This is a genomic window from Apilactobacillus micheneri (assembly GCF_002993975.1).
GTDB lineage: Bacteria > Bacillota > Bacilli > Lactobacillales > Lactobacillaceae > Apilactobacillus > Apilactobacillus micheneri.
Genome location: NZ_POSO01000002.1, coordinates 98044 through 123398 on the forward strand (window position 1 = coordinate 98044; position 25355 = coordinate 123398).

Annotated in this window: 27 protein-coding genes; 13 read left to right on the plus strand and 14 right to left on the minus strand. The window is 29.8% G+C overall.

Going from position 1 to position 25355, the window contains the following annotated elements; all coding sequences use genetic code 11:
* Positions 1-14 precede the first annotated feature (14 nt).
* Positions 15-836 carry a TPM domain-containing protein gene (locus tag C7N41_RS02415; protein ID WP_105964151.1) on the minus strand — a complete coding sequence of 274 codons (822 nt, stop codon included), beginning with the start codon at positions 834-836 and terminating at the stop codon, positions 15-17.
* Between the two features lie 193 nt (positions 837-1029).
* On the opposite strand from C7N41_RS02415, the gene C7N41_RS02420 reads away from it, so the two are divergent.
* The 5 genes from C7N41_RS02420 to C7N41_RS02440 all read left to right on the plus strand — a co-directional run bounded on the left by C7N41_RS02420 (position 1030) and on the right by C7N41_RS02440 (position 4740).
* Positions 1030-1380 (plus strand): hypothetical protein, encoded by a 351-nt coding sequence (locus C7N41_RS02420; protein WP_105964152.1) that lies wholly within the window; start codon positions 1030-1032, stop codon positions 1378-1380.
* A gap of 98 nt (positions 1381-1478) precedes the next feature.
* Positions 1479-2648: a tetratricopeptide repeat protein gene (locus C7N41_RS02425; RefSeq protein ID WP_105964153.1), complete on the plus strand. Its 1170-nt coding sequence runs from the start codon at positions 1479-1481 to the stop codon at positions 2646-2648.
* Between the two features lie 181 nt (positions 2649-2829).
* Positions 2830-3717 (plus strand): XRE family transcriptional regulator, encoded by an 888-nt coding sequence (locus C7N41_RS02430; protein ID WP_105964154.1) that lies wholly within the window; start codon positions 2830-2832, stop codon positions 3715-3717.
* A gap of 6 nt (positions 3718-3723) precedes the next feature.
* Positions 3724-4461: a lantibiotic ABC transporter permease gene (locus tag C7N41_RS02435; RefSeq protein WP_105964155.1), complete on the plus strand. Its 738-nt coding sequence runs from the start codon at positions 3724-3726 to the stop codon at positions 4459-4461.
* A gap of 3 nt (positions 4462-4464) precedes the next feature.
* Positions 4465-4740 (plus strand): hypothetical protein, encoded by a 276-nt coding sequence (locus tag C7N41_RS02440; RefSeq protein ID WP_105964156.1) that lies wholly within the window; start codon positions 4465-4467, stop codon positions 4738-4740.
* Positions 4741-4776: 36 nt separating this feature from the next.
* On the opposite strand, the gene C7N41_RS02445 is transcribed toward C7N41_RS02440, so the two are convergent.
* The 5 genes from C7N41_RS02445 to C7N41_RS02465 all read right to left on the minus strand — a co-directional run bounded on the left by C7N41_RS02445 (position 4777) and on the right by C7N41_RS02465 (position 8423).
* Complete coding sequence (locus C7N41_RS02445) at positions 4777-5670, minus strand: DNA/RNA non-specific endonuclease (RefSeq protein ID WP_105964157.1); 894 nt, start codon at positions 5668-5670, stop codon at positions 4777-4779.
* Positions 5671-5778: 108 nt separating this feature from the next.
* Complete coding sequence (gene pnuC / locus C7N41_RS02450; RefSeq protein ID WP_105964158.1) at positions 5779-6531, minus strand: nicotinamide riboside transporter PnuC; 753 nt, start codon at positions 6529-6531, stop codon at positions 5779-5781.
* A 683-nt stretch (positions 6532-7214) separates the two neighbouring features.
* A complete protein-coding gene (locus C7N41_RS02455; protein ID WP_105964159.1) occupies positions 7215-7634 on the minus strand; it encodes a hypothetical protein in 420 nt (139 codons plus the stop codon).
* 15 nt (positions 7635-7649) lie between these two features.
* Entirely contained in the window at positions 7650-7871 is a 222-nt protein-coding gene (locus tag C7N41_RS02460) for a hypothetical protein (RefSeq protein WP_105964160.1), read from the minus strand.
* 183 nt (positions 7872-8054) lie between these two features.
* Complete coding sequence (locus C7N41_RS02465; RefSeq protein ID WP_105964161.1) at positions 8055-8423, minus strand: hypothetical protein; 369 nt, start codon at positions 8421-8423, stop codon at positions 8055-8057.
* A 137-nt stretch (positions 8424-8560) separates the two neighbouring features.
* On the opposite strand from C7N41_RS02465, the gene C7N41_RS02470 reads away from it, so the two are divergent.
* Positions 8561-9928 carry a class II fumarate hydratase gene (locus C7N41_RS02470; protein WP_105964162.1) on the plus strand — a complete coding sequence of 456 codons (1368 nt, stop codon included), beginning with the start codon at positions 8561-8563 and terminating at the stop codon, positions 9926-9928.
* A 50-nt stretch (positions 9929-9978) separates the two neighbouring features.
* Here C7N41_RS02470 and C7N41_RS02475 read toward each other — a convergent pair whose 3' ends face one another.
* From C7N41_RS02475 to C7N41_RS02500, 6 genes are all read right to left on the minus strand, one after another.
* On the minus strand, positions 9979-10317 hold the full coding sequence (locus C7N41_RS02475) for a hypothetical protein (RefSeq protein WP_105964163.1): 339 nt from the start codon (positions 10315-10317) through the stop codon (positions 9979-9981).
* Entirely contained in the window at positions 10307-10666 is a 360-nt protein-coding gene (locus C7N41_RS07935) for a helix-turn-helix domain-containing protein (RefSeq protein WP_105964164.1), read from the minus strand. The genes C7N41_RS02475 and C7N41_RS07935 overlap by 11 nt, the downstream gene beginning before the upstream one ends.
* 99 nt (positions 10667-10765) lie before the next feature.
* Positions 10766-11500, minus strand: a complete 735-nt coding sequence (locus C7N41_RS02485) for a sulfite exporter TauE/SafE family protein (RefSeq protein WP_105964165.1) — start codon at positions 11498-11500, stop codon at positions 10766-10768.
* A 51-nt stretch (positions 11501-11551) separates the two neighbouring features.
* On the minus strand, positions 11552-12151 hold the full coding sequence (locus tag C7N41_RS02490) for a CPBP family intramembrane glutamic endopeptidase (RefSeq protein WP_157944949.1): 600 nt from the start codon (positions 12149-12151) through the stop codon (positions 11552-11554).
* Positions 12152-12378: 227 nt separating this feature from the next.
* Entirely contained in the window at positions 12379-13080 is a 702-nt protein-coding gene (locus C7N41_RS02495) for a CPBP family intramembrane glutamic endopeptidase (protein ID WP_105964167.1), read from the minus strand.
* A 76-nt stretch (positions 13081-13156) separates the two neighbouring features.
* A complete protein-coding gene (locus C7N41_RS02500) occupies positions 13157-14065 on the minus strand; it encodes a prenyltransferase (RefSeq protein ID WP_105964168.1) in 909 nt (302 codons plus the stop codon).
* A 116-nt stretch (positions 14066-14181) separates the two neighbouring features.
* Here C7N41_RS02500 and C7N41_RS02505 point away from each other — a divergent pair, with 116 nt between their 5' ends.
* From C7N41_RS02505 to cydC, 5 genes are read left to right on the plus strand one after another with little or no spacing between them, the layout of a single operon-like run.
* Complete coding sequence (locus C7N41_RS02505) at positions 14182-15363, plus strand: NAD(P)/FAD-dependent oxidoreductase (protein ID WP_105964169.1); 1182 nt, start codon at positions 14182-14184, stop codon at positions 15361-15363.
* Between the two features lie 17 nt (positions 15364-15380).
* Positions 15381-16817, plus strand: a complete 1437-nt coding sequence (locus C7N41_RS02510; protein WP_105964170.1) for a cytochrome ubiquinol oxidase subunit I — start codon at positions 15381-15383, stop codon at positions 16815-16817.
* Positions 16814-17842 (plus strand): cytochrome d ubiquinol oxidase subunit II, encoded by a 1029-nt coding sequence (cydB, locus tag C7N41_RS02515; protein ID WP_105964171.1) that lies wholly within the window; start codon positions 16814-16816, stop codon positions 17840-17842. Before C7N41_RS02510 ends, cydB begins: the two co-directional genes overlap by 4 nt.
* A 26-nt stretch (positions 17843-17868) precedes the next feature.
* Positions 17869-19605, plus strand: coding sequence for a thiol reductant ABC exporter subunit CydD (cydD, locus tag C7N41_RS02520; protein WP_105964172.1), 1737 nt, complete (start codon positions 17869-17871; stop codon positions 19603-19605).
* Positions 19598-21346 (plus strand): thiol reductant ABC exporter subunit CydC, encoded by a 1749-nt coding sequence (gene cydC / locus C7N41_RS02525; RefSeq protein WP_105964173.1) that lies wholly within the window; start codon positions 19598-19600, stop codon positions 21344-21346. Before cydD ends, cydC begins: the two co-directional genes overlap by 8 nt.
* On the opposite strand, the gene C7N41_RS02530 is transcribed toward cydC, so the two are convergent.
* Complete coding sequence (locus tag C7N41_RS02530; RefSeq protein ID WP_105964174.1) at positions 21343-22317, minus strand: polyprenyl synthetase family protein; 975 nt, start codon at positions 22315-22317, stop codon at positions 21343-21345. The genes cydC and C7N41_RS02530 overlap by 4 nt on opposite strands.
* A 207-nt stretch (positions 22318-22524) precedes the next feature.
* Between C7N41_RS02530 and C7N41_RS02535 the strand changes: the two genes are divergently transcribed.
* Together C7N41_RS02535 and C7N41_RS02540 are read left to right on the plus strand one after the other, a co-directional pair.
* The gene (locus C7N41_RS02535; RefSeq protein WP_105964175.1) at positions 22525-23253 is read left to right on the plus strand and encodes a gamma-glutamyl-gamma-aminobutyrate hydrolase family protein; all 729 of its coding nucleotides are present in this window, start codon (positions 22525-22527) and stop codon (positions 23251-23253) included.
* Between the two features lie 13 nt (positions 23254-23266).
* Positions 23267-24559, plus strand: coding sequence for an APC family permease (locus C7N41_RS02540; RefSeq protein WP_105964176.1), 1293 nt, complete (start codon positions 23267-23269; stop codon positions 24557-24559).
* A gap of 38 nt (positions 24560-24597) precedes the next feature.
* On the opposite strand, the gene C7N41_RS02545 is transcribed toward C7N41_RS02540, so the two are convergent.
* Positions 24598-25302, minus strand: coding sequence for a class I SAM-dependent methyltransferase (locus C7N41_RS02545; RefSeq protein ID WP_105964177.1), 705 nt, complete (start codon positions 25300-25302; stop codon positions 24598-24600).
* Positions 25303-25355 lie beyond the last annotated feature (53 nt).

Sequence of the window (25355 nt, forward strand, 5' to 3'; positions counted from 1 at the left end):
TCCTTATTAAGAAATTAAATATCAGAGCCTCCGCCACCGAAGTCTCCGCCTCCACCGGAATCGCTAAAACCGCCAGAGTCACCACCAAAGCCACCGAAATCATTACCACCAGAACCTGATCCACTAGATCCTAGAATTCCACCTAGAAGTGCTCCAGTCCAGAAACCATTGTTTCCACCACCGGAACCACCACCGTAATGGTTATGATGGTCATTATCATCATTATTATTTTTCTTAAGATAATAAGCAATCGCCACAATAATTAAAACTAAGAACAATAAAATGCCCCATGAAACATATTTTTTATGTTGATTATCATTTTTCATTGCTTTAGCATCTTTTAAAGATTTATTAGCATATTCTTTACTAACAATGGATGCAACATCTTGAAATGTTTGCTGCATTCCATTGTCAACTTCAGATGCATTTTTTGATTTTAATAATGATTTGTTATTATTCAGAATTTGATTAGTCTTGGCATCAGGTAAAATTCCTTCAATTCCATAACCAGTACTAATTCTAACATTATTTTTACCACCGTTTTGGGCAAATAAAATTAAGGTTCCATTATCTAAACCTTTTTTACCAAATTTCCAGCGAGCATTCTCTAAAACACTATCAGCATAATCAGCAATTGATTGTCCACCAGTGGACTTGACAGTCATTACTACAATTTGTGGTTTAGCTTCTGTTTGTTGATATTTTTTTGCTTGATCAATAATTACCTGTTTAGTACTATCAGACAATATATTTGCATAATCATCTACTACATATTCCTTTGTTGGAGTAGGATTAGTTGATTCAGCATGTGAATTAACACTGCTAAAAATTGCCATCAAAGTAACTACCGGTAACAATAAGCAAATGACTTTCTTTAAATACTTCGTAAATCTGCCCCCTTTTGCAACTACTTCTTAAAAGCATATTAATCGATTGTCATATAATAGTAAAGCAAAAATTTGCTAAATCTTTGAAAAAATCATGCTTTTGAACTATTTTTGAAATGAAGATAAAAAGAAGGCTATATGTATGTATAAATATGTTTCAATTGTTTTAAGAACAGTAAGTGTAATTTTAAGTGTCATTGCAGGGACAATTATCGGCCTAAACATGATTCCAGTTGAACCCATTGATGAACTACCAATACCTATAATCATATTTATCATTATGGGAATAGTCACAATTATACTGTTAATATTACAAATTATCGCAGCATTTTTCATTCAAAATACTAAATTTGATTTTGTTTTAGCTATCATTTTAATCTTAATGGCATTTGCCTTATGGGCATTGAATCCAGATGTTAAGTTTCCTTATGTTTGCGGTGTAATTTCTAATATTGTATTAATGCTTGGAAACTTAAAAGAAAATAAAAATTAATTTAATATCTTATCAATAGGGATAATTAGTTTTATCCTTTTTTTATTTTCCAATTAGTTATATCATAGGAATTAAAATTATGTCAGGAGTTTTTATAGATGGAAGCTATCAATTTGGGAGAAGAAAAGACCCAACAAATTGCCCAACTTATTAACTTTGGCAATGAAAATTATGATAAAGAAGATAAAAAAACTGCAATTGAAGCATTAAGTACTGCAATTGCCATGTATCCCGCTAATACTAAAACCGTTGAAGAAATTAATGGTGATATCCCTGATCGCAGTGTTATTTTAACTAAATTAGGCATGTTATTTACCAAATATGGTAATCAGTTAGATCCTATCGGAGTGCACTTATTTAAGCAATCATTAATTTATAATGACAATGATATTGAGGCCAACTACTATTTAGGAAAACTACTATTTAATAATGGTAATGTTTATGAAGCTAATTTATATTTAAATAAGGTTTTAGACAATATTGATAAATCTGACAAGCTTTATGAATCAACCAAAGAATTTTTAGATGATATTAACAATCAAGAAGAACAAGATTTACCAATTTTCGCAACTGACTTTGTGATTGGACAAGCATTATCACATACGATGTTAAATAGCCCCATTGGGACTTTTAAAAAGATGAGTTTTGATAAAATTGAACGCAAATATGATGATCGAGTTCAATTGTTCCCTACTGATAAAACTAAAGAAGCTTTAAACAAGATTCGTGAATTTAATTATAATCATGGTTTTAAACAAAGCTCATTCGACGAATTTTTACCAGCTAATTTACCACTATTCGAAGTAAAAAATGAACTATCATTATTGTTAGGTGAGGGCTACACTTTAATTGATCAAGGTGCTGAAATATATGATGTTTGTGGAGTGAATGTTCCACCAGAATTAACATTTAATTTTTATAAGTTAATTAATAATGAAACAAACAATATTTCATATTTACTATTATCAGGTAAAAGTCCACTAGAAATCAAAGATGAAAAAGTAAGAGCTGATGATAGTAATCATCATCAAAAAGAAATATTTGATAATTATAAAACCAATGTTTCTTATAGTGATGATGCAATGAAATCATTTGTCTTAGCACTTGCTAAAGAATATTTCGATGATGATTTATCAGAAGATAATATTGATAATAGTCATATTTGGGGAATTAGAGATACTAATTTTGACCAAACTTTTGATAAACATGAAGATTTTGATTTGAAAGATTCACGTGTTGAAATCTTAATTGATACTAATATGGACTAATTAAAAAGAGTCGATTCTTAAATGAATCGACCTTTTTTTATGCTTTTAAAATGCCATTATATCAACGATGCTATTAATAGTTGCGAGCTTGTCAGTCAACAATATACATAAATAGCTCAATTAATATTTACTAAATTGATATTTCAAGGATAATAAAAATTGTTCAAAGGAGGACATGAATATGAAAAATGTTTTTAGTAGCCAATTAATTAAATTAAGAAGGCAAAAAAGTTTTTCTCAAGGAACTTTAGCAAATAAAATGTTTGTTTCAAGACAATCAATTTCAAAATGGGAAAATGGTGAAAGTGAACCTAGCATTGATAAGTTAATAGATTTATCGGATGTATTCAATGTTGATTTAAATTACCTATTAATAGGTAAAAATAAAATATCTAAAGAAATAATACTTAAGGTTAGCTCTTTATATAAAGCTTTTAATAAGCCTGTATTGAAAGATATAAATTTAGAAGTTCATGGAAATGAAAGAATTGCTCTACTAGGAAGTAATGGTACTGGTAAATCAACATTTTTTAAAACATTAATAGGTTTAGAACAACCAGATAAAGGAAAAATAAAATATAGTTTTAATAAACGTAAATATTTAAATGTTATGACGCAAAAAGATATATTTATTGAAAATATAAAAATTAAAGAATATATAGAATTAATTACGTCTATTGAAAAAATATATTCAAAAAAATTGGTATCAGATATGTTAGATAAGTTCGAACTGGATGATCATAAAAACGATTATGTGCAAAACTTGTCAGGTGGTCAGCAAAGAAAACTTTCTTTATTATTAAGCGTCATTAGACCTTCTAAATTATTATTGTTGGATGAACCAACAGTGGGAATGGATTTAGATACAATTGATTTTTTCTGGAAATATATTGACCATGTTGGTGGTGCAGTTATAACCATTACTCATGATTTTAATCAAATTGATAAATTTTTTTCTCGAGTAATTTTAATGAAGAATGGAAAGATAATTAAAGATGCATCAGTAGATACTATTCACAGTCATAATCAAACAATTGCTCAATGGTATCGAATACATAATAAGGAGTAGTAGCCTATGATATTAAAAATTCAATTAAAAAAAGTTTTTCGTAATAAAAGATTCTTATTTTTCACAATTATTATGCCTGCAATATGGTATGCATTAATGATATATGCTTCAACACATGGAAATTACAACCATGAAAACACATTAAACAAATATATAATATTTATAATTGCTTGTTTAATAGGAATCATTGGAAATAGTATTATAACTTTTGCTGGAAGGGTAAGTGGATCTATAAAATTTTATAATTTGCAAAATAATATAACCAATTATTCAATATGGAGTTTCTTAAAAGACTATTTAACAACTCAAATTATACTAAATCTTTTAATAACATTTATATTATTAATTATTGGAATATTTTCAAAAGCAATTACATTGAACATCATAATTATTTTAATAATAGTTTTAACTACTATTATAGGAATTTATTCAAGCATTATCGGATTTTTTATAGGCATCATGCTTGATAAAAAAACGATAACTGCAAGTTCTTTCCCCATAACTTTGGTAGTTGGATGTTTATTCGTTCCATTTAAACAAATGCTATCAGGATATTTTGTTAACATTATCGATATTATTCAAAGAATTTTCCCACTTTATTATGTAATAGATATTAGTAATGAAATTATTAATAATAAGAGTATGCTACAATCCTTTTCAATGTTTATAATTACTATTATAGTAACTTTAATTCCCATTTTAATAACAATTTGGTTTAAATTTATCAAAAAGGGATTTGCATAAAATATGAAAATTTATAGTTTACATGATTTTGTAAAATATAATTATGAACAAGGATATTATGATAATCAATATAATAACCATTATGAAAGAAATACTAAAAGTGATTATGAATTAGGATATTATCAAGCCAAGAATGATTATAAAAATAAAAGAAAATTCAAAAATTATTTGATTCAAAAAATAATAGTTAAAATTGTAAATAAAATTTTTAATAATAAAGCAATTGAAATTTATAATTTTATTGTTGGATATGAAAATTTTCAACAAAAACATAAATAAAAAGGGTCGATTCTTAAATGAATCGACCCTTTTTGCTTATCTATAATGATGGTAACTATGATATGGATGATAATTATTATAATGACGATAGTTACGAACATAATGATGATTATTTTTATATGAATTATTATTGTGGAAGTTAGGTGCCCCTTCAGGAGTAGGTACATTCATACTTTTATCAACTTTAGAACGACCAGTCGCATAATCAAATTGTACTCCTGGTTGCACATTATATAAGTAAACATTGAAATTCAAAGTTTCATCAGTGGAAAGTGCTTGCATATGTACCCCACTAGCCATCAAATTATCACCTTTAAAAATTGGTGTAACTTTGTAAATAACTTTTTTACCTTCTTTTAGTGCATCCCTAACCTTAGTTTCATAAATAGTCTGCACCTTTTGATTACTGAAGGCACTTTGAGTAAATAAATTCTTAATATTATTTTGATCACCAGATTTTAATCCTGGTTTATAAGTACCATCTAAACTAATTCCACCAGAAACACTATATGCAATCTCATGACCACGATTAATAATGGCAGAACCATTCACAAATTTTTGATGCCAAGCCGTTGGTTCAACTCTTTGCGTACTTCTTAAACTACCATTAGCTAAATTTCGATGTTCTAAATAAGCAATATTTCCAGCAGAAGTACGATTCATATTATCTAAATCAGCATACACAACATGATTGTATTTCCAATCGGTAGTTTTTAAATTAGCTTTATTATTGTTGATTTCAATATAAGCTTGGTCACCAGACTTATATTCTAATTGGTCTAATTTTTGATCAACCGTGTTATCATTCTTACTTTCGACATTAATATTATTATCCTTAACCGAATTTTGATTATCGGCCTTTTTGGAACCACAACCAGTTAGTACTAACGCTAAAAATAAAGAACTAATCACTAAACTTTTTCGTTTCATATATTATCCATCCCTATAATTTATCTAATAATAATATTAACATAATGAATAAAATAGCAGCTGGAAACAAATAAAAAAGCTGGAATAAAATTCCAGCTTTTAAAACAATTATTCTTCAACTTCCACTTCTTCAGCGTAAGCTTTTTCTTCTTTCATCAAACGTTGTTTTTCTTTTTCATTAAACCAAGGAGAAACTGTAAATGCTAAAACATCATTTGCAACATAAATTGCACTGTTTACAAACATTGCTAAAGTAGCAGAACCTTCCTTGAAAGTAATGAACCATAATACTAATTGAGCTAGTCCTGATGCTAACCACCAGAAGTATTGGTTGTTGTATCTCATGAAACAGATAATTCCAGCAGTTAAACAAACAGCAAAACTAAATGCATCATAGAATGGACGACCATCATCAGTTAATGCTTGAATAGCAAAACCTGATACTACGAATACAATTGCAGTAAAAGCAATTGAAATTACCCAACTCTTAGCAGTAAATTTACGGATCTTAGAAACCATGTTGACGTTCCAGTTTTTACTTAACAATACTGGAATATCAAGTGTGGCTATGTATGCGATTTGTTCACCGATACTTAAATAATTTTTTGCAGTAAATCCAACAACAATAAAACAAATACCAGATAAGATACCTAAAACACCGTTAACAGATTTAGCTGCATTAATTGCAAGTACACATAGAACTCCTAAAGTAGTTCCAATAAAAGTTAAAATTGAAAGCCATGTGATTGGTGCATTAACCAATGTCATAACTTGGCAACCTAAACTAAAGAAAAATAAGTAGTAATTTTGTTTTGGCCAACCTTTTAATTGATGAGCCAAGAATTTAAAGTATGATGACAATTTAAAAATTCTCCCCTATGAATAAATTCGGTCTATCATTTTGAGGCGAACATACCTAGGATTACTATATATTGTGTCAATATATAGTGTTCTCTCAAAAAGCAACACTATATATACTACCATGTAGAAATATTTTTGCAATCAGCAATCTATAAAATTAGAGCCTAAATATCTAGTTAAATCAGGCTTTATATTATTTTTTAAAAATTTTAATTAGATTTTTCAATGAATCTTTTAATTTTCATTTACAAAAGACAAAACAATTTTAATTATGTATAATAAAATTTAGTAGATAAGTTGAATACGGTGGTAAAACTACAATTAAGAGGTGGTTATTATGGTGTAATTCATAATAATTCAGAATCTTATGAAAGGATTTACACAAGTTTTGTCAATAATTGCATTGACTTGTGCAATTGCTAGCTTTTTAAAAGCTTTAGCATATTGTATAAGTGCAATAACAAAATTGATTTCTGTAATAAAACAGAATAAAAAGACAAAATAAAAAAGCCGTATTCTCAACTTTGGCGGGTTGAATATGACTTTCTTTATTTAATAATTAACTATGCCACCGCTTTTAACGGTTTCTACTAATGAAGTTCTGTTATAGCAGGACTTCTTTTTATTTATATTTATCTTATATCACAATTGTTTAAAAAACAAGATATATGAAAGTATTTGAATTACTTTATGTTCTTAAAATCAGTACATTGTAAAAAGAAAATATTAGTCATAACAACCATTGGTATAACAAAAGCAGAGTTCAATTTAGGTACAAATGTCTCTAAAATAAAAACAATTCCTGCAACTAAAACAGCTACTACGGCAATCGATATTACATATATTTTTAGCATTCTTGGATCTTTATTTTTGAAACTATTATTTACATTAATTAAATTTTCATATAATTGTTTAATCTTTGGATGATTTTTTGAAAATAGTTTAGTGAACAAAATGAATGCCATACAATAAATAAACCAAATAAGTAATTTGATAATTGTCACTGTCTCATCATTATTAACATTAAAGGGAATGAAAACGATTAAAAGTGGCAAAACAAAAAATAATAGATTTAATCCAAATATTTTCCAATTAGTTTTCATAAAAATCTTCCTTATTTATTGTTTTTCAAAATTGAAAGTAACACATGGTATAAACACAATATATCCAAAAAATAAAAGAAAAAATATTGTTTTACCAGGTTCATCATCAAGTAATCCTAAAATAATGAAAATAAATAACAATAATGCAAAAAAGAAAAAAGACCCCCAAAGAATAATTGGGCTGCGCTTAAATAAATCATTTTTAGAACTAATAACATTTTCATATACAAATTTCATTTTAGAACTACTTTTAGATAATAACTTACTAAATATGCTAAGCACGATTAAATAAATCATAAATGGAATAAATAGTACCGAAGAATCCAAAAAGATTTGGACAATTACATACAAAGCAAAAGGACAATATATTAATATAAAATTCCAATTAGCATTTGTTTATCAATTTTCATTGAATGCCCCCTACTTATTTTCTAATGAATAGAACAATTCTAAAACAATTACATAAAATAAAGTAAAGAATAAACTGTTCAATTTTAAAGCTCCAAATATTACATTCATCACAAGTAAAATCACTATTAAAATCAATAATGACATGGTTGGATGTTGACGGTAAAATGAATTATTACGTACACCAAATCCATAGTAAAACATTTGTGCTAGCTTACTGTATGGATGATTTTTACAATACATATATAAGATTACAAAATAAGCAATGATGGCTAATAAACTTAATAACCAACCAATCAATAATTCAACAATTCCAGCAATCACAAATGCTGGTAACACTAAAATTATTCCATTAATAAATGATTTCCAATTAATTTTCATAATAAACTCCTATTTTCTTCTAGTTAAGTAACACTATACTTATAACAATGATATCAGAATTATTACTACCTTTTAATAGTTTTAGAACACACAAAATAATATAATGAAGTTAATTTATAATAAAAGGATTTGATAATATGGAATATCGCATTGAAAAAGATTCTTTAGGTAATGTTAAAGTTCCCAAAGCAGCACTATTTGGGCCACAAACACAACGTAGTCGTATGAATTTTAAATTTGGTCGACTAATGCCGATATCAATTATCCATGCCCTTTTACAAATTAAAAAAGCTGCGGCCATTGTAAATGCTAAAGATAATAATTTAGATCAAAATAAATCACAAGCAATTATTACAACGATTGATAAAATTTTAGCTGGTCATTATCGTGATGAATTTCCATTACATGTTTATCAAACTGGTAGTGGTACCCAAACTAACATGAATGTGAACGAAGTCATCGCCCATTTAGCTAAAAAATTAAATCCAGATATTAATGTCCATCCTAATGATGATGTTAACAAGTCACAAAGTTCCAACGATACTTTTCCAACCGCTATGATGATTGCTGCTAACGATGCTATTAATCAATTATTACCAGTATTGAAAAAGCTAGTTGAGAAATTAAATGAAAAAGAAATTGCATATCAAACCGTTATTAAAATTGGTCGTACGCATTTACAAGATGCAACCCCAATCACTTTTGGGCAAGAAATTAGCGGTTGGAAATCAGCGATTCAACATGATATTGATTTCCTAGAGGCTAATAAAGATGCCCTCTTAGAATTACCTATTGGTGGCACTGCCGTTGGAACTGGTTTAAACACACCTAATCATTTTGATTCAGATATGGTAAAACAACTAAGTAAACAATTAGATGAAAAGTTCAAAGTTGCGCCTAATAAATTCCAAGGACTTGCCAATCATAGTGGCATTACCATGGTACATGGTATTTTAAAAACTTTGGCCACTGATTTAATTAAAATTGGTAATGATATTCGTTTCTTAGCATCTGGTCCACGGGCCGGATATGATGAACTAAACATTCCAAGCAATGAACCTGGATCATCCATCATGCCTGGCAAAGTTAATCCAACCCAAATTGAAGCTTTAACAATGGTTGGTGCTGAAGTAATGGGCAATGATACCACCATTAATTTTGCTAACAGTCAAGGTAACTTTGAAATGAATGTTTACAAACCATTGATTATCACTAAATTTCTAGAAAGTGCTAATTTGTTAAGTGAATCAGTAGAATCGTTCACTAAAAAATTGATTGATGGCATGACTATTAATAAGGATCGTATGGATGAATTATTAAAAAACTCTTTAATGCTAGTGACTGCATTAAGTCCACATATTGGCTACGAACGTAGTGCTAAGATTGTACAAAAAGCGAAAAAAGAAGATACCACACTAAAAGCAGCTGCTTTAGCAAGTGGTGTCAATGAACATGACTTTGATAAATGGGTAGTTGCAAGAGATATGACTAATATTGATGAATAAAAAATAGTCCATGGATTCTTATCTTGATTGAATTCATGGACTATTTTTATTTATACTAAATTGTTAATTTCATCTACAATTTCAGTATTATCAATTCCTAAAACTAATTGATCATATTTTTCATTATGTAATCGAATTACAATCGGAACATCATTTTTTGAAACATTCCAAAATGATTTTTGACCATTTTTTATAAATGTACCGTTAATTAATCCATTAAAGTTAATGCCTGGATTTTTTATACCTTTACTATCTAAAACAATACCTTTATCGATAGTTACTCCATCGATATTATTAATTGGAATAGTAAAATTATTTTTTGTTATTCTGCTAAATCCTCCTAATTTTATTATCAATTCATTATCTATAATTTTAATATCATTTTTCATTATCATTCACCTCATTCATTATTCCTGATCTATAAATAATCCTATTAATAAGCAAATTATTAATATCATCTTGTTTAAATTTTTTATACCAATTTGATATTATTAATTGAATTTGTTTGTTTCGAGGACATAATTCCATTAACGCAATCAAAATTATATCTAAGTCTGAGCTTATTTCTTTCATACTTAGACTTGAATTTAAAACAGATGAAAACATTTTTAATTTACTACCAAATTGAGCATATAGACTTCCTCTTAATAATCCAGTGGCTTTAACTAAGTCATCTATAGATGTAGCTTCATAACCTTTCTTAATAAAAATTTTTTCATTTTTTCTGTAACTTCTGATAAATTATATTTTTTATTTCTTCCCATATCTATATATTATCTTTTTTGACTAAATAGTCAAATATATTGTAATAAAAAAGAGTTCTTTTAAAACTCTTTTTTAGATTGAAGTAAAAGCCATGATTAGCATAATAACTCCCATAACCGGTCTTAATACCTTAGTAACCTTATTAGGATCATATTTTGATAATAAGTAAGGCATAATTGCGGCGCCAATAATTGCTCCAATTAATAACATTGTCCCTGCATACCAAGCAACATGGCCTGTTGAAGCATGGGACAAGAAGCCAACAATTGATGTAATAATCAAAATATAAGATGAAGTTGCCGCTGCTTCTTGCATGGTTAATCCCATAACCAATAACCCACTAACAATTGGACCACCACCAGACATGCCAGCAATACCGACCATTAATCCAGATAATGTCCCATAAAAATATGCTACTTTAGGATTTAATTGTTTTTGCTTTTTACTAGGATGAAAAGATTGATATAAAACTTGAATTCCTAAGATGAAAAAGACGATAAAAATAAGCCAAGAATAAACACTTTCAGGAATAAATTTCGATAAAATACTCCCTATAATGGTAAATGGCACAGCTGTCATTAACATGCGATTACCATATTTAAATTTCATATTACCAGTGCGATAATGACTGTATGAACCAATTAACAATGAAGGAATTGAAGTATACAAAGAAGTTGCTGCCGCAGTTGCTGGGGATGCGCCTACTAATGAAGTTAAAATTCCCAAATAAAGAGCAGCTCCGCCACCACCCATAATGATGACAAAGCCACCAATAATAAAGCCTAAAAATAATAATATAAATGTCACATAAATCGACCTTTCTAATGAAAAAAGATGATCTCTAAATGAGATACATCTTTATTTTTTCTCTATTTTTTGTAATAACAAATTATTTTCAAAATGGAAACAAACAATCCAAATAGCAATGCTAGCTTGAATTGCCAGAATAATAAATTCCATAAATATATCTTGACCGTTAACCGACATATAATTAGTTTCTGGCATTCCTTGTTTTAAAGTAGCAAAAAAGTCCCAAATAAAATGGGTTGCAATTGGAATAAATAAACTACCAGATTTGACATAAATCGCACCTAATATCATTCCAAGTCCTACTGCATTCATAACTTGCAATGTCGTAAAACCAAATGATTGGTGTAACAAGTTAATGTAATGGAAACATCCAAATACAACTCCTGAAATTCCTAAAGCAATTGAAACATTCACATAAGTTTGTTTAAATCTTGTAATTTTTTCTAAAATCCATCCCATGATAACTCCACGGAACATAATTTCTTCCGGTAATGCAGCGATAATTCCTACATCCAAAGCGGTCCAGAAATATTTTGTTTTTAATGATAAAACTACAACTAACAAACAAATAAATATAAAAATTTGCCACCCAAATTCAGAAAAATTAGGTTTTAAATATAATTTTTGGCTGAATAGATAGTGATTCAATATCAATATCACAAAGATAGATAAAATCTTGTAAATGTTTAAATCCAGCATGTAATGATTGGTAAGAATGCTTTCATGAAATATAAGTCGATATATCCCACTATAAATTAGCGGTAAAATTACCGAATCGAAAAGCATTTCCAAAAATAAAATTAATGGAATCATTGTCCATTGCCATTTAGGATTAATTTTCTTGATTAAAATATAATCACTTCCTGTATGTAAATTTAAAATAACATTTTAACCATAATAATAGCAGATATTAGATTATTCAGCATATGCAAAGCAATTGATACTTTTAAATTATTAGTTTGTTTATATAAATAAGCTAAGAAGAAACCAATTTGTGCATATATTAAGAAAAAGAAAATATTTAAACTAGTATTATGTGCTAATCCAAAAAGCACCCCACTAACAATAATAGGTAACCATTTAAATTTAGGTGCAAACAGTGCATCCATTAAATATCCTCTAAAAACCAATTCTTCTAAAATTGGACTAAAGATAATAATACCAAAAAGCATTAATATAACTGTTAAATTATTAGTAGAGAGCATATCTTGTAAATTTTGTTGATTGCCACTGGTTGATTGGTGGTAAAACATCGTACTTAAAAGTGATAATAATCCTTCAATTAAATGCGATAAAACGTAGGCAATAATGATCATTTTCCAGTTAGCTTTAGTAATTGGTTGTTTAATACTATTTTGCCCATGCTTTTTATAACTAATATATGCAACCCAAATCATCAAAAAGTAAATTACAAAAAATAAGATAGATAAAATGATTTTCATATAAATACTACTTTGATTAGATAATGCAAAAATTGGTATAAATTGTGGTCCCAAAAAAATCATAAAAAATAACAAAAGAAAAATAATAATACGATTGAATAATTTATCAAAAGACCAGAAATTTGATTTGTTCATTTATCGTTCACTCCTAAAAAATAACTTATTATGACAATGTTATCATAATAAGTTATTTTTTAATTTTTATGTTTATTTAAATATATAAAATTGCCGCATAAATAACCAACGCAATTGTGGTTAATGTTAAGAACCAATTAATATTTTGCACAGTTAAACCAAAGGTTTCAGTTTTAACTTGTTTTTTAAAGAAGATTTTTGTATTGGTCCAAACTTTAGGAATACTAATTAAAACTAATAACATCGTCCATGGTAACCATTGGAAAATAACTGAAACTACAATGCTGACATACATTAAAACATAGTAAGCAGCATAAAGTTTTAAAGCATTATCTTTCCCAATTCGAGCAACAATTGTCATTCGATGTAAATCGATGTCGTCTTGCTCATCACAAATATTATTAGCCAATACCATATTAGTAATGGAAAAAATAGTTAATCCAGAAGCTATAATGGCGGTTATTAATAATCCCAAATTAATTTCATTTAATGGAACATTGATTAAAATACAAGCAAAGGTAATCCCAATTCCCATTGTAAAACCTGAAGCAAAGTCACCAAAACGAGTAGTTGATAATGAATGCTTCCCAGCTGAATAGAAAAAGGCTACCAAAAAGCCCCAAAGACCAATCAATAATAACCAATATGTAGTAATGAATACTAAGTAAATTCCTAAAACAGCAATTAAAATTGCTAAAGAAATATCTAAACGAGTTGCTTTAGTAATTGATAAGCCCTTAACTCGCGTATTTTCAATAAATCCATGGGCACTATGTTTAACCGCTTTTTTATAATCTTCTAAGTTATCTGTAACGTTGGTAAACATGTGCATAAGCAAAGCAATAATCAAAAATAGTAATGAGTGCCAAATATTGATTGAACCAAAATTACCAAGCACAAAAGTAATCCCCAATAGAAAGGCAAAAATGGTAGTTAACAATGGTCCTAAGACTATTAAATTCAAATATTCTTTAATGTGAATCATCTCCTATAAAAGTTTCTCAATAATATTATAAATTATACAACAATTATTATACAAATGGTGCCGATTTATCATATAATGTAGTGATGTAGATAATTTTAATAGAAGAAGGGGATAAAATGAAAGAAGTCGTTGTATTAGGCGGTGGATTTGCTGGTCTTCGTGCTTGCAGATTACTAGCTAAAAGTAAACTAGATATTAAAATTACTTTAGTTAACAATAATGATTATCATTATGATGCAACAGCATTACATACTGTTTCAGCTGGTACTAGTGCACCAGAACAAATCACAATGAAAATAGAAAACTGTATTAGCCCTAAGGTTAATTTCATAAAAGACACTGTTACTAATATTGACCATGATAATAAAGTTGTTTCTTTAGAAAATAATGGTCAAATTAAATTTGATTACCTATTTAATGCATTAGGTTTTGAATCTGAAACCTTTGGTACTCCTGGTGCTGATCAATATGGGTTACAAATTTGGAACATGAAGAGTGGTATTCAAAATATTCAAAAGATTGAAGATAATCTTAAAGAATACCGTAAATCAAAAGATAAAAGTTACTTATCATTTGCAGTTATTGGTGGTGGCTTCACTGGAATTGAACTATTAGGTGAACTTGCATATCAACTACCAAAATGGGCTAAAGAATGTGATTGTGATGCCAATGATTTCACAATCACTTGCATTGCTCCTAACTGTATTCCAATGTTTGATAAAAAATTAGTAGATTTTGCTTTAGATTACTTACATTCTAAGGGTGTAAAGTTTATTATTGATAAAGATGCTAAAGCAAAAGAAATCACTGCTGACGGTGTTTATTATGGTGAAGATAATAAATTTGTTCCTGCTAAAACAACTTTCTGGACTACCGGAGTTAAAGGTAACACTATAATTAAAGAAGCTGGTTATGATCAAAAACGTAACCGAGTAGTTGTTAATGACACCATGGCGTTAGACACCTACCCTGATGAATATTTAATTGGAGATGTTTCAGCAGTTATGGACAAAGAAACTAATCGTCCATATCCAACTACTGGTCAAATCTCAATTCAAGAAGCTTCAATTGCAGTTGCTAACTTAAAAGCTCGTTTGAATAATACAAAGAAAGTTCCATTTAGCTACAAGTCATTAGGAACAGTTTGTTCACTAGGTCCTACAATGGGCATTGCTGAATTACCATTAGGTAAAAAGACAATGAAATTAAAAGGACACAAAGTAGCCTTATTAAAACACTTAGTTAGAATGAACACTGCTTTCGAAATTGCTGGCGCTAAATCCGCAATTCAAAATTAAGGAGGAAAATATAGACAATGTTTGATTTCGCATTAAACGTTCTACCGTTTGCACGTTTTCAATTTGCTATGACAACCATTTTCCATTACTTCTTTATTCCTATGTCAATTGGAATTGGTTTGTCTGTATGTATTATGGAAACCATGTATGCAATCACTAAGAACAAAATTTATCAAACTATGACGAAGTTCTGGGGAAGAATTTTCCTACTTGCTTTCGCTGTAGGTGTTGTTACCGGTCTGATTCAAGAATTCCAATTCGGGATGAACTGGTCCCAATATGCAAGATTTATGGGTGATATTTTTGGTGCCCCACTTGCAATTGAAGCTTTATTAGCATTCTTCTTAGAATCTACATTCTTAGGAGTATGGATGTTCACTTGGGATAAATTTAAACCAGCATGGCATGCTTTAATGATTTGGTTAGTATTCTTAGCTTCCACTGCATCAGCTTTATGGATTTTAACTGCTAACTCATTTATGCAACATCCCGTTGGTTACAAATTAACTTCTTCTGGACATGTTGAAATGACTAGTTTTAAAGCTTTACTTACTAATCAACAATTATGGTATGAATTCCCTCACGTTATTTCAAGTTGTATTGTTACTGGTTCATTTATTGTTGCTGGTACTTCTGCTTGGATGATTTTCCGTAAAAAGTCAGTTGGCTTCTTCAGAAAATCAATGCGTCTTGGATTAGTTCTTGGAATCGTCGGTTGTTTAGGTGCTGTTACTTCTGGTGATTTACAATCAGGTTATTTGATTAAAGATCAACCTATGAAATTCGCTGCATCTGAAGGTATTTATAATCATACCGAAAACCCTGCTCCTTGGTCTGTTTTTCAATTAACTAATACTAAAACTCACAAGGAATATGGAAAGATTGAAGTTCCATATATGCTAAGTTTCCTTTCATACCACAAATTTAGTGGTTCTGTTGCTGGGATGGATGAAGCTAACCGTGCTTTACACAAGCAATATGATGGTAAATTTGGTAAGAATATGGATTATTCACTTAATGTAAATGTTCTATTCTTTGCATTTAGACTAATGGCTGCTGGATTTGGTGGTCTAACATTAATCTCATTATTAGGACTATGGTTCTCAAGAAGAAGAAAGAATACGATTATAAAACAAAAGTGGTTAACATTTGTTCTATTCTTAGCTACTTTTGCTCCATTCGTTATTAATACTGGTGGTTGGTTATTTACTGAACTTGGTCGTGACCCTTGGGTTGTTTATGGACTACTACCAATTGCTGATGCGGTATCACCAAGTACAAGTACAGCTTCAGTAATCTTTACTATTATTGTTTACTTCTTGTTATTCGTAACACTTGCTAGTTGCATGGTCTTCTATGCTAAGAAATCCTTATACAAAGGACCAGAAAGTATCGATAAAACTATCGATTACGATAATGATGATCCATTTTCTAAGGAGGCCTTTAACAAATGAGTTTCTTACAATTTTTCTGGTATGCAGTAATTTGTTTCCTATTTATTATGTTTTTAGTACTAGATGGAGCTGACTTTGGTGCTGGAATGGCATCTAAGTTATTAGCCTTTCGTCCTGCTGAAAGTAATATGATTGTTCGTTCAATCAGTCCCCACTGGGATGGAAACGAAGTATTCTTAGTTGCAGCTGGTGGTTCAATGTTTGCTACAATGCCATTTTGGTATGCTAGTCTATTCTCTGGATTCTATCTATTATTATTCTTAGTGCTAGTATCACTAATCTTTAGAGGAGTTGCATTTGAATTTAACAATGTTGCTGAAACTCCTAAGGGTAAGAATGCTTGGATGTGGGCAACTGCTATCAGTAGTACTGCTGCACCATTCTTACTTGGTATGTTATTTACAGCAATGATTCAACCAGTTCCAATGGATAATCATGGAAATATTTTTGTTGGATTATTCAATGTTATCAATCCTCTTTCAGTATTAGGTGGCATTGCAGTTACTGCATTATGCTTATATCAAGGACTACATTTCTTCATCTTACATGCAAATGGAATTATGAGATATCGTGCTGCCAGCTTAGCAGGTAACCTATATTGGGCTGCTTACCCTGTTGAAGTCCTATTCGCAATTGCATTGTTCTTTGAAACTAATTTCTTTGAAGATCATTTATTGAGTACCTTAGTATTATTAGTACTAATTGTTCTAACAACTGCTTGGGGTCATCTATCAACTGGAATGCACAAAGAAGTCCAAGCATATATTGCTAACTCATTAACAATTGCATGTGTTGTCTTATTAGTATTTGTTGGATTATTCCCACATGTATTAATTGCACAAAATCCAGTTAACTCATTATTAATTAAAAACGTTTCTTCTTCTCCACTTACCTTAACTGTAGTTACTATTGTTTTATGTATTCTATTACCAATTCTAACTGCATACTTCATTTGGAGTTATGTAATTCAATGGAAACGTCATGATTTATCAGAATTCGAAAACACCGATAAGGGTGCCTACTAGAATTTCATATCGGGAGGAATCTTCATATGTTTAATAAAAAATTAATGACAATTCCCGGTATCAAAAAACTAATTATTAAAATTAGCATATTAGCAGTCATTCAGGCCTTTTCAATTATTGCTGAAGCATGGTTCTTATCCAGCGCTTTAGTAAATGCCTGGATGCTTAAAAAAGTAACAGCATCGATTTATCCAATGCTGTTCTTTTTTATTGCTTTCATAATTAGATATTTGATCACTAGAATTGAAAATCAAATTACTGATAATTTTTCCGACAAAGCTAGTAATGATTTCAAAAAAGCCTTATTAGAAAAGACTTTTGAACTAGGTCCACAATCAGTTGCCAAATTAGGTTCTGGACAATTAATTACCATTGCACTTGAAGGAATTGACCAAATTAAGAACTATTTAAATCTAATTATTTTGAAAACATTAAATTTAGCAATTATTCCATGGATCATTTTAGTAGCTGTTTTCTTTGTGAATGCTTTATCTGGATTAGTTCTTTTATTAGTATTCCCCATCATCATCTACTTTATGATCATTTTAGGAATTGCTGCCCGTAAAAAATCAGATCAACAATATTTAAACTTTTCCAAAATGTCTAATAATTTTATTAATACTCTCCGTGGTTTAAAAACACTAAAATTATTTGGTTTAAGTAAGATTTATGGGAAAAATATTTTTCGCGTTTCAGAAAATTATCGTAAATCGACCTTAGAAGTTTTAAAAATTGCTTTATTATCTACTTTTACATTAGATTTTATGACTACTATTTCAATTGCGATTGTTGCGGTCATTTTAGGAGTTAGATTAATTAATGGTTCCGTATTATTATTCCCTGCACTATTTGCATTAATTACTGCTCCTGATTACTTCTTACCATTAAGAGATTATGGAAATGATTATCATGCCACTTTAGATGGTAAGAATGCTTTAGATCATCTAATTAGCATTTTAGATACTCCATCTCCTAAGGCACAAAAAGAATTAAAACAATTCAAAACTTGGAATCAAAAATCAACCCTAAAAGCTGATCATTTATCTTTTCAATATGATAAGGATAGTGATAAAGGTATAAAAGATGTTTCATTTAACTTTACTGGTCATTTAAAGGTTGGAATTGTTGGCCAATCTGGTTCTGGTAAATCCACCATGTTGAACTTATTAGGTGGTTGGCTACAACCAGAAGATAAAACTAACTTTAAAATTAATGGTGAAAAAACTGATAGTTTAGCGCAATTTGCTTGGCAAAAACACCTTAGTTACATTCCACAAAATCCCTACCTATTTTCTGGAACAATTGCTGAAAATATCGCTTTTTATGCTCCTAATGCTAATACCGATGATATTAAAAAAGCTGCTCAAAGCGCTGGTCTTGAAGAATTTATTAATTCATTAAAAGATGGTATGAATACTATCATTGGTCGTGGTGGCCGTGGAGTGTCTGGTGGTCAAGCCCAAAGAATTGCTTTAGCCAGAGTCTTATTAGACCAACGTGAAATTATTCTTTTAGATGAACCAACTGCGCACTTAGATATCGAAACTGAATATGAATTAAAACAAACCATGTTACCAATTTTCAAAGATCATTTAGTAATCTTCGCTACTCATCGTCTCCACTGGATGAACGAGATGGATTATATTTTGGTAATGGAAAACGGTAAGTTAGTTGAACAAGGTAATCCTAAAAAGTTATTAAAACAGTCAGGTAAATATCGCCAATTAGTTGATGAAATCAGAGGTGAAGATAATAATGCGTAATTTTTTTAATAAAGATACATGGATTAAGCCATATTTAAAAAAGGACAAAAAATTATTGTTCACTGCTTTTGGTCTGGGAATTGTTACCATCATTTGTTCAATTGGTTTAATGTTCGTTGCTGGTTATTTAATCAGTCGTTCGGCAACTAGGCCATACAATATTTTAATTGTTTATATTCCAGTTATTTTAGCGCAAGCATTTGGAACTGGACGTCCAGTCTTTCAATATTTAGAACAATTAACCTCGCATAATTGGGTATTAGGAGTTGTTTCTAAACTACGTCAACGTTTATATATGACATTAGAAAAAGGCGCTGACTTTGTTGGCGAACGTTTTAAATTAGGTAATTTGTTAGGTGTCTTATCCGATGATTTAGAACATCTAGAAGATCTATATTTAAAAACCATCTTTCCAATTATTACCTCATATATAACTGGAATTATTATCATCATTTTATTAGGCATCGTTAGTATTCCCTATGCCTTATTCATGTTTGTTTGCTTCGCAGTCATCCTATTAGTAATGCCCATCATTTCAGTCATTATTTTTGGTAAAGCTAAAAAATATGAAAAAAATTTAGTCGCTAATAATTATCAAAACTTAACTGATGCTACTTTAGGAGTTACCGATTGGATGATTTCTGGACGTAAAAAGGATTTTATTGGTGAAGGAACTAAGAACGATAAAAAATTAGCGCAATCACGCAATAAAGTCGATCATTTCGAATGGAATCGTGACTTCGCATTACGTAGCATGATTGGAGTCATTATTGTTGGATCCATCATCTGGGGAAATATATATCTAAATGATTCTCAATCGATTTCTAATTATATTGCTGCCTTTGTTTTAGGAGTTTTTCCACTATTAGATACATTTATCCCCGTATCACAGGCTATGGAAAATTGGCCTATTTACAAAGAATCAGTAAATCGTTTAAATAACTTATCTAATACGTTGGATAAAGAAGAAATTGATAATACAGAAAATAATTTTGATCCTAATAAAATTAATAGTATTAGTATGAATGATGTTTCATTTAAATATGATGACGATAATTCAGCTATTTTAAATAATATTTCATTGAATGTTAAACAAGGCCAAAAATTAGCCATCATTGGTCCAAGTGGTGTGGGTAAAACTACGCTACTTCAACTATTACTTGGTAGTATCAACCCCACTAAAGGTGAAGTTAAAATAAATAATGTTAAAGTTACTGATTTACAAAACAATCGTTCTAATATTTTTAGTGTTTTAGATCAACAACCATTTTTATTTGATACTACGATCATCAATAATGTGATGATTGGAAATGAACAAGCTACTTTTGCAGAAGCTAAACAAGCTTTATCTGAAGTTGGTTTAGCAGATTATATTGAAACTCTGCCTAAAAAATATGATACTGATATTGATGAAAGTGGAATCAAATTATCTGGTGGTCAACGTCAACGTTTAGCGATTGCTAGAATTCTGTTGCAAGATAATCCAATTGTATTATTAGACGAACCAACGGTTGGATTAGACCCAATTACTGAAAATAATTTGATAAACACTTTAAATCAGGTATTAAAGAACAAAACCATTATTTGGGTAACTCATCACTTGCAAGGCTTATCTACTATGGATGAAGTTATTTTCTTACAAAAAGGAACCATCCAAATGGATGGCTCCCCTAGTGAGTTATATAAGAATAATGAAAAATACCGTAAACTTTATCAAATGGATCAAGGAATTGAAAATTAATTAAACAACTTATTAACCAATTTTAATAATACTTTTCTAGCACTATTATTTGGTAGTTGATCAATCATTTTTTCAATTGATTGATGATAAGCATCCATTTTGGCATGCGTTTTATCTAAAGATCCACTTTCTTTTACAATAGCTTTAACTTTAATTAGATCAGCTCGTTTGAGCTGGTCTTTTTTATTTAGAATAGCAAGTAGTTCATCATGATAAGAAGTCTGCATTGCATATATGACCGGCAATGTATAAACACCATCTAAGATATCATTTAAAATTGGCTTCCCAGCTTCTTCTTCCGTGTCTTCAAAATCAATTAAGTCATCACGCAGTTGAAATGCAATCCCAAATTCTGAACCGATTTGTTCAGATAACTTAATAATATTGTCATCAGCTTTAGAAATAATTGCTCCATTACCAGCTGCAATTTTGAATAAATCAGCAGTTTTTCCTTGTACAGCTGCTAAATATTGTTCTTCATTTCTTTTCGGATCAAATTTAGTTTCATTCTGGCGCAATTCACCATCAATAATGCCTTCAATTCCACTGACATTATATTTAATATCTTCCTTACTAGGCAAAGTATCTAAGACTAAATGGAAATACTTAACAAATAAATAATCACCTAAATAAATGGAAGTCCGTTCACCAAAATTGTAGTTCAAACTAGTAACACCACGACGTAAATCTGATTTATCAATAACATCGTCATGTACTAATGATGCCAAGTGAATTAACTCAACTGAAGCTGCCACTTTTTCAAAATAATTATCTTCATCTTTTTGTGTCCCAAATTCAGTAAATAACATTAAGAAAGCAGCACGCAACATCTTGCCACTACCATTAATTAATTCATTAATGCTTTTCTTAAAATCATCATCATTAATTTGCACTTGCTGTTTCATGATATTTTCTATAGTTTTCAACCTTTGTTCTAACTCAGGTCTTTGTTTCCATAATCGAAGATCCATAAAATACCCCTATTTCAAAACTCGTTTATTATATTTCACAATTTTACAACTTTTATAGATGCATATCCAGTAATCAATTATTTATCAACCAAATATTAAAAAAATTGCAATCATTAAGCCAATTAACTATACGTTTTTACAAAAAATAGTTAGAATGTTTATTGTACGATGTATTTTTATACAAAAAATCGAAAAGGAATGATTTAAATGCGAATCGGAGTTACCGCAGACATTATTTTAAGTCAAAATCAAACCTTCAGACAACGTGAAGGTCATTTTGCACAACGTACATTAATGAATTGCCTTTTGGCTAATAATATAACTCCAGTGATTTTGCCAGTTGCTAAACCAGAGATGGCAGCTGACTTATTAGAAACAGTTGACGGAGTAATATTAACTGGTGGACCAGATGTATTACCTGAATTCTATGGTGAAGAACCAATTAGAGAAATTGGTACTACATATGAACCTCGTGATCAATTTGAGCTAGCTTTAGTTAAACAAGCCGTTCAAATGAAAAAACCAATTTTGGCAATTTGTCGCGGACTACAAATTGTTAATGTTGCTTTAGGTGGCACTTTATATCAAGATATTGATACTCAATTTGAACCTAAAGATAATATGAGAATTTTACAACATTCCCAAAAAGCAATCGGATATGCTCCTGTTCATCATATTAACATCAATAGTGATTCAGCATTAGCAAAAACCTTTGGTAGTCGTGCATTTGTTAATTCCTTCCATCATGAAGCAGCCAAAGATGTTGCCCCTAGCTTGAAAGTAGTTGCTATCGCCGATGATGGAATGATTGAAGGCCTTGAAAATGACGACAAGTCCATTCAATGTGTTCAATGGCATCCCGAAAATATGTGGGATCACTACGCAGATGAAAACCAACTATTTGTTGATTTCTTCAATCGTATTCATACAAAATAAGGAGTGATATTTAATGCCCGATACGAAAAAGAAATTAAGTTTCTTTAGTATTGTTCTTTTAGGAATCAATGCCATTATTGGTTCCGGAATCTTTTTACTACCTACAGCTGGAATGAAAATCTTTGGTCCAGCTAGTATTTTAGTTTTAGTTTTTGATGCATTTTTAGCCTTTATGATTGGTTTATGTTTCGCTGAATGTTCCGGATTGTTTGATGAATCTGGTGGTGCCTATATTTATGCTAAACATGCCTTCGGTAATTTTATTGGTTATGAAGTGGGAATTGCTGCTTGGGCTGTTAGAATTATCGCTGAAGCAACTATGTATGTTGCATTCGCAACTGCTTTAGGTGGTTTCTTCCCCGCTTTAAATACTTCTTTAGCTAAAAATATTATCGTTACAATCATGGCAGTGGGATTAATGATTTTAAACTTATCAGGAATTGAAGCAGCCTCTGTTTTCAGTAATATTATTACCGTTGGAAAGTTATTACCAATCTTTTTAATTATTATTATTGGTCTATTCTTTATTCATCCTGGTAACTTTACCCCATTCTTCGTGCCATCATTAACTCATGCATCAAACTTCTCTGATGCTACCTTAACCATGTTTTATATTTTTACTGGGGTTGAAGGATTAGTTGTTACTGCTGGTGAAATGAGTAATGTTAAAAAGAATTTACCACGTGCCATCATGGTGGTATTATCAGTGGTAACTATCATCTATATCCTAATTATGACTGTATGTATTGGTGTTTTAGGAACTAAATTAACTCAAACTTCAGTGCCATTACAAGCTGCTTTGACTGCTATGATTGGTAAAGTTGGTAGTTACATTGTTGTTGCAGGATCAGTACTATCAATTGGTGGTATTTGTATTGCATCTTCATTTATTACACCTCGTTCAACCGAAGCTCTTGCAGACAATGGAATCTTACCAAAAGCATTTAGTAAGAAAAATCGTAAAAATGCTCCTTACATTTCAATTATTGTAAATGCTATTTTGATTTTAGCTTTATCATATTCAGGAACATTTACTTATCTAGCACAAATTAGTGCCATTTCAAGATTTGCTCAATTTATTCCTACTATTATTGCTGTTATGGTATTTAGAAAGACAATGAAAAATAAGCCTAGAGCCTTTAAATTACCTTTAGGTTACACCATTCCAATCATTGCTTTAGCAATATCATTATGGTTAATCTTTAATACTAAAGTTAATTTATTAATATTTGGTTTTGGGGCTTTAGTAGTTGCATTGCCATTCTACTTCTTAACTCGTGGCTTTCGCGAAAGAAAAATAAATTAAAATAATAAAAAAACTCGAACTTTAACAGTTCGAGTTTTTTATTTAACAGTGATAACGATTGCTCTCACATTAAAGAACAATTCAAATCTTCGGTGCATATATTTAACAGATGCACCCTTTGCTTCAAATTCTTTTTTAAAACGTTTGATCATTCCAGGAGTATTTAGCATAAAAATAACTCCACCAGATTTAACCACTCGATTTAATTCTTTAGAGATTGGTTGATAAACCGATTTTTTACGATTACTTAATTGATCATCACGTCCATGAATAGCTGTTGCCACATCAAAACTATTATCATCATATGGAATACTAGTAATATCATGGGCTTTCAATTGAACTTTTTCTTTTACATCTTCTAATGTAGAATTTTTTTCTAATCGTTGAATGCTGTATTGATAAACATCTTCAACCCCATCTACTTCTGCTAAATGATTATCTTTAGCCATTTTAATTAAGGCATAGCCAGTCCCAGTCCCTAAATCTAGTCCCTTGCTTGAAGCGGTAAAATCATGATTATCAACAAACTGATTAATATAGTTCTTTTTGAAAGTAACAGTTCTAAGTAATGTCCAAATCCCTAGTAAAATTAATATTAGAACATATATCATTGATTTATTTTTATGATCAAAATAAATCGAACCATATAAACAAAATGCACCAATAAAAGATAAAGCAATTATATATGGTTCATCGGTTTTATAACGATACCAATGTTTTACCCAATTTATAATTTTATTCATTATAATTATGTATCCTTTCGAATCAAATTTATAACCTAATGATAACAAATATA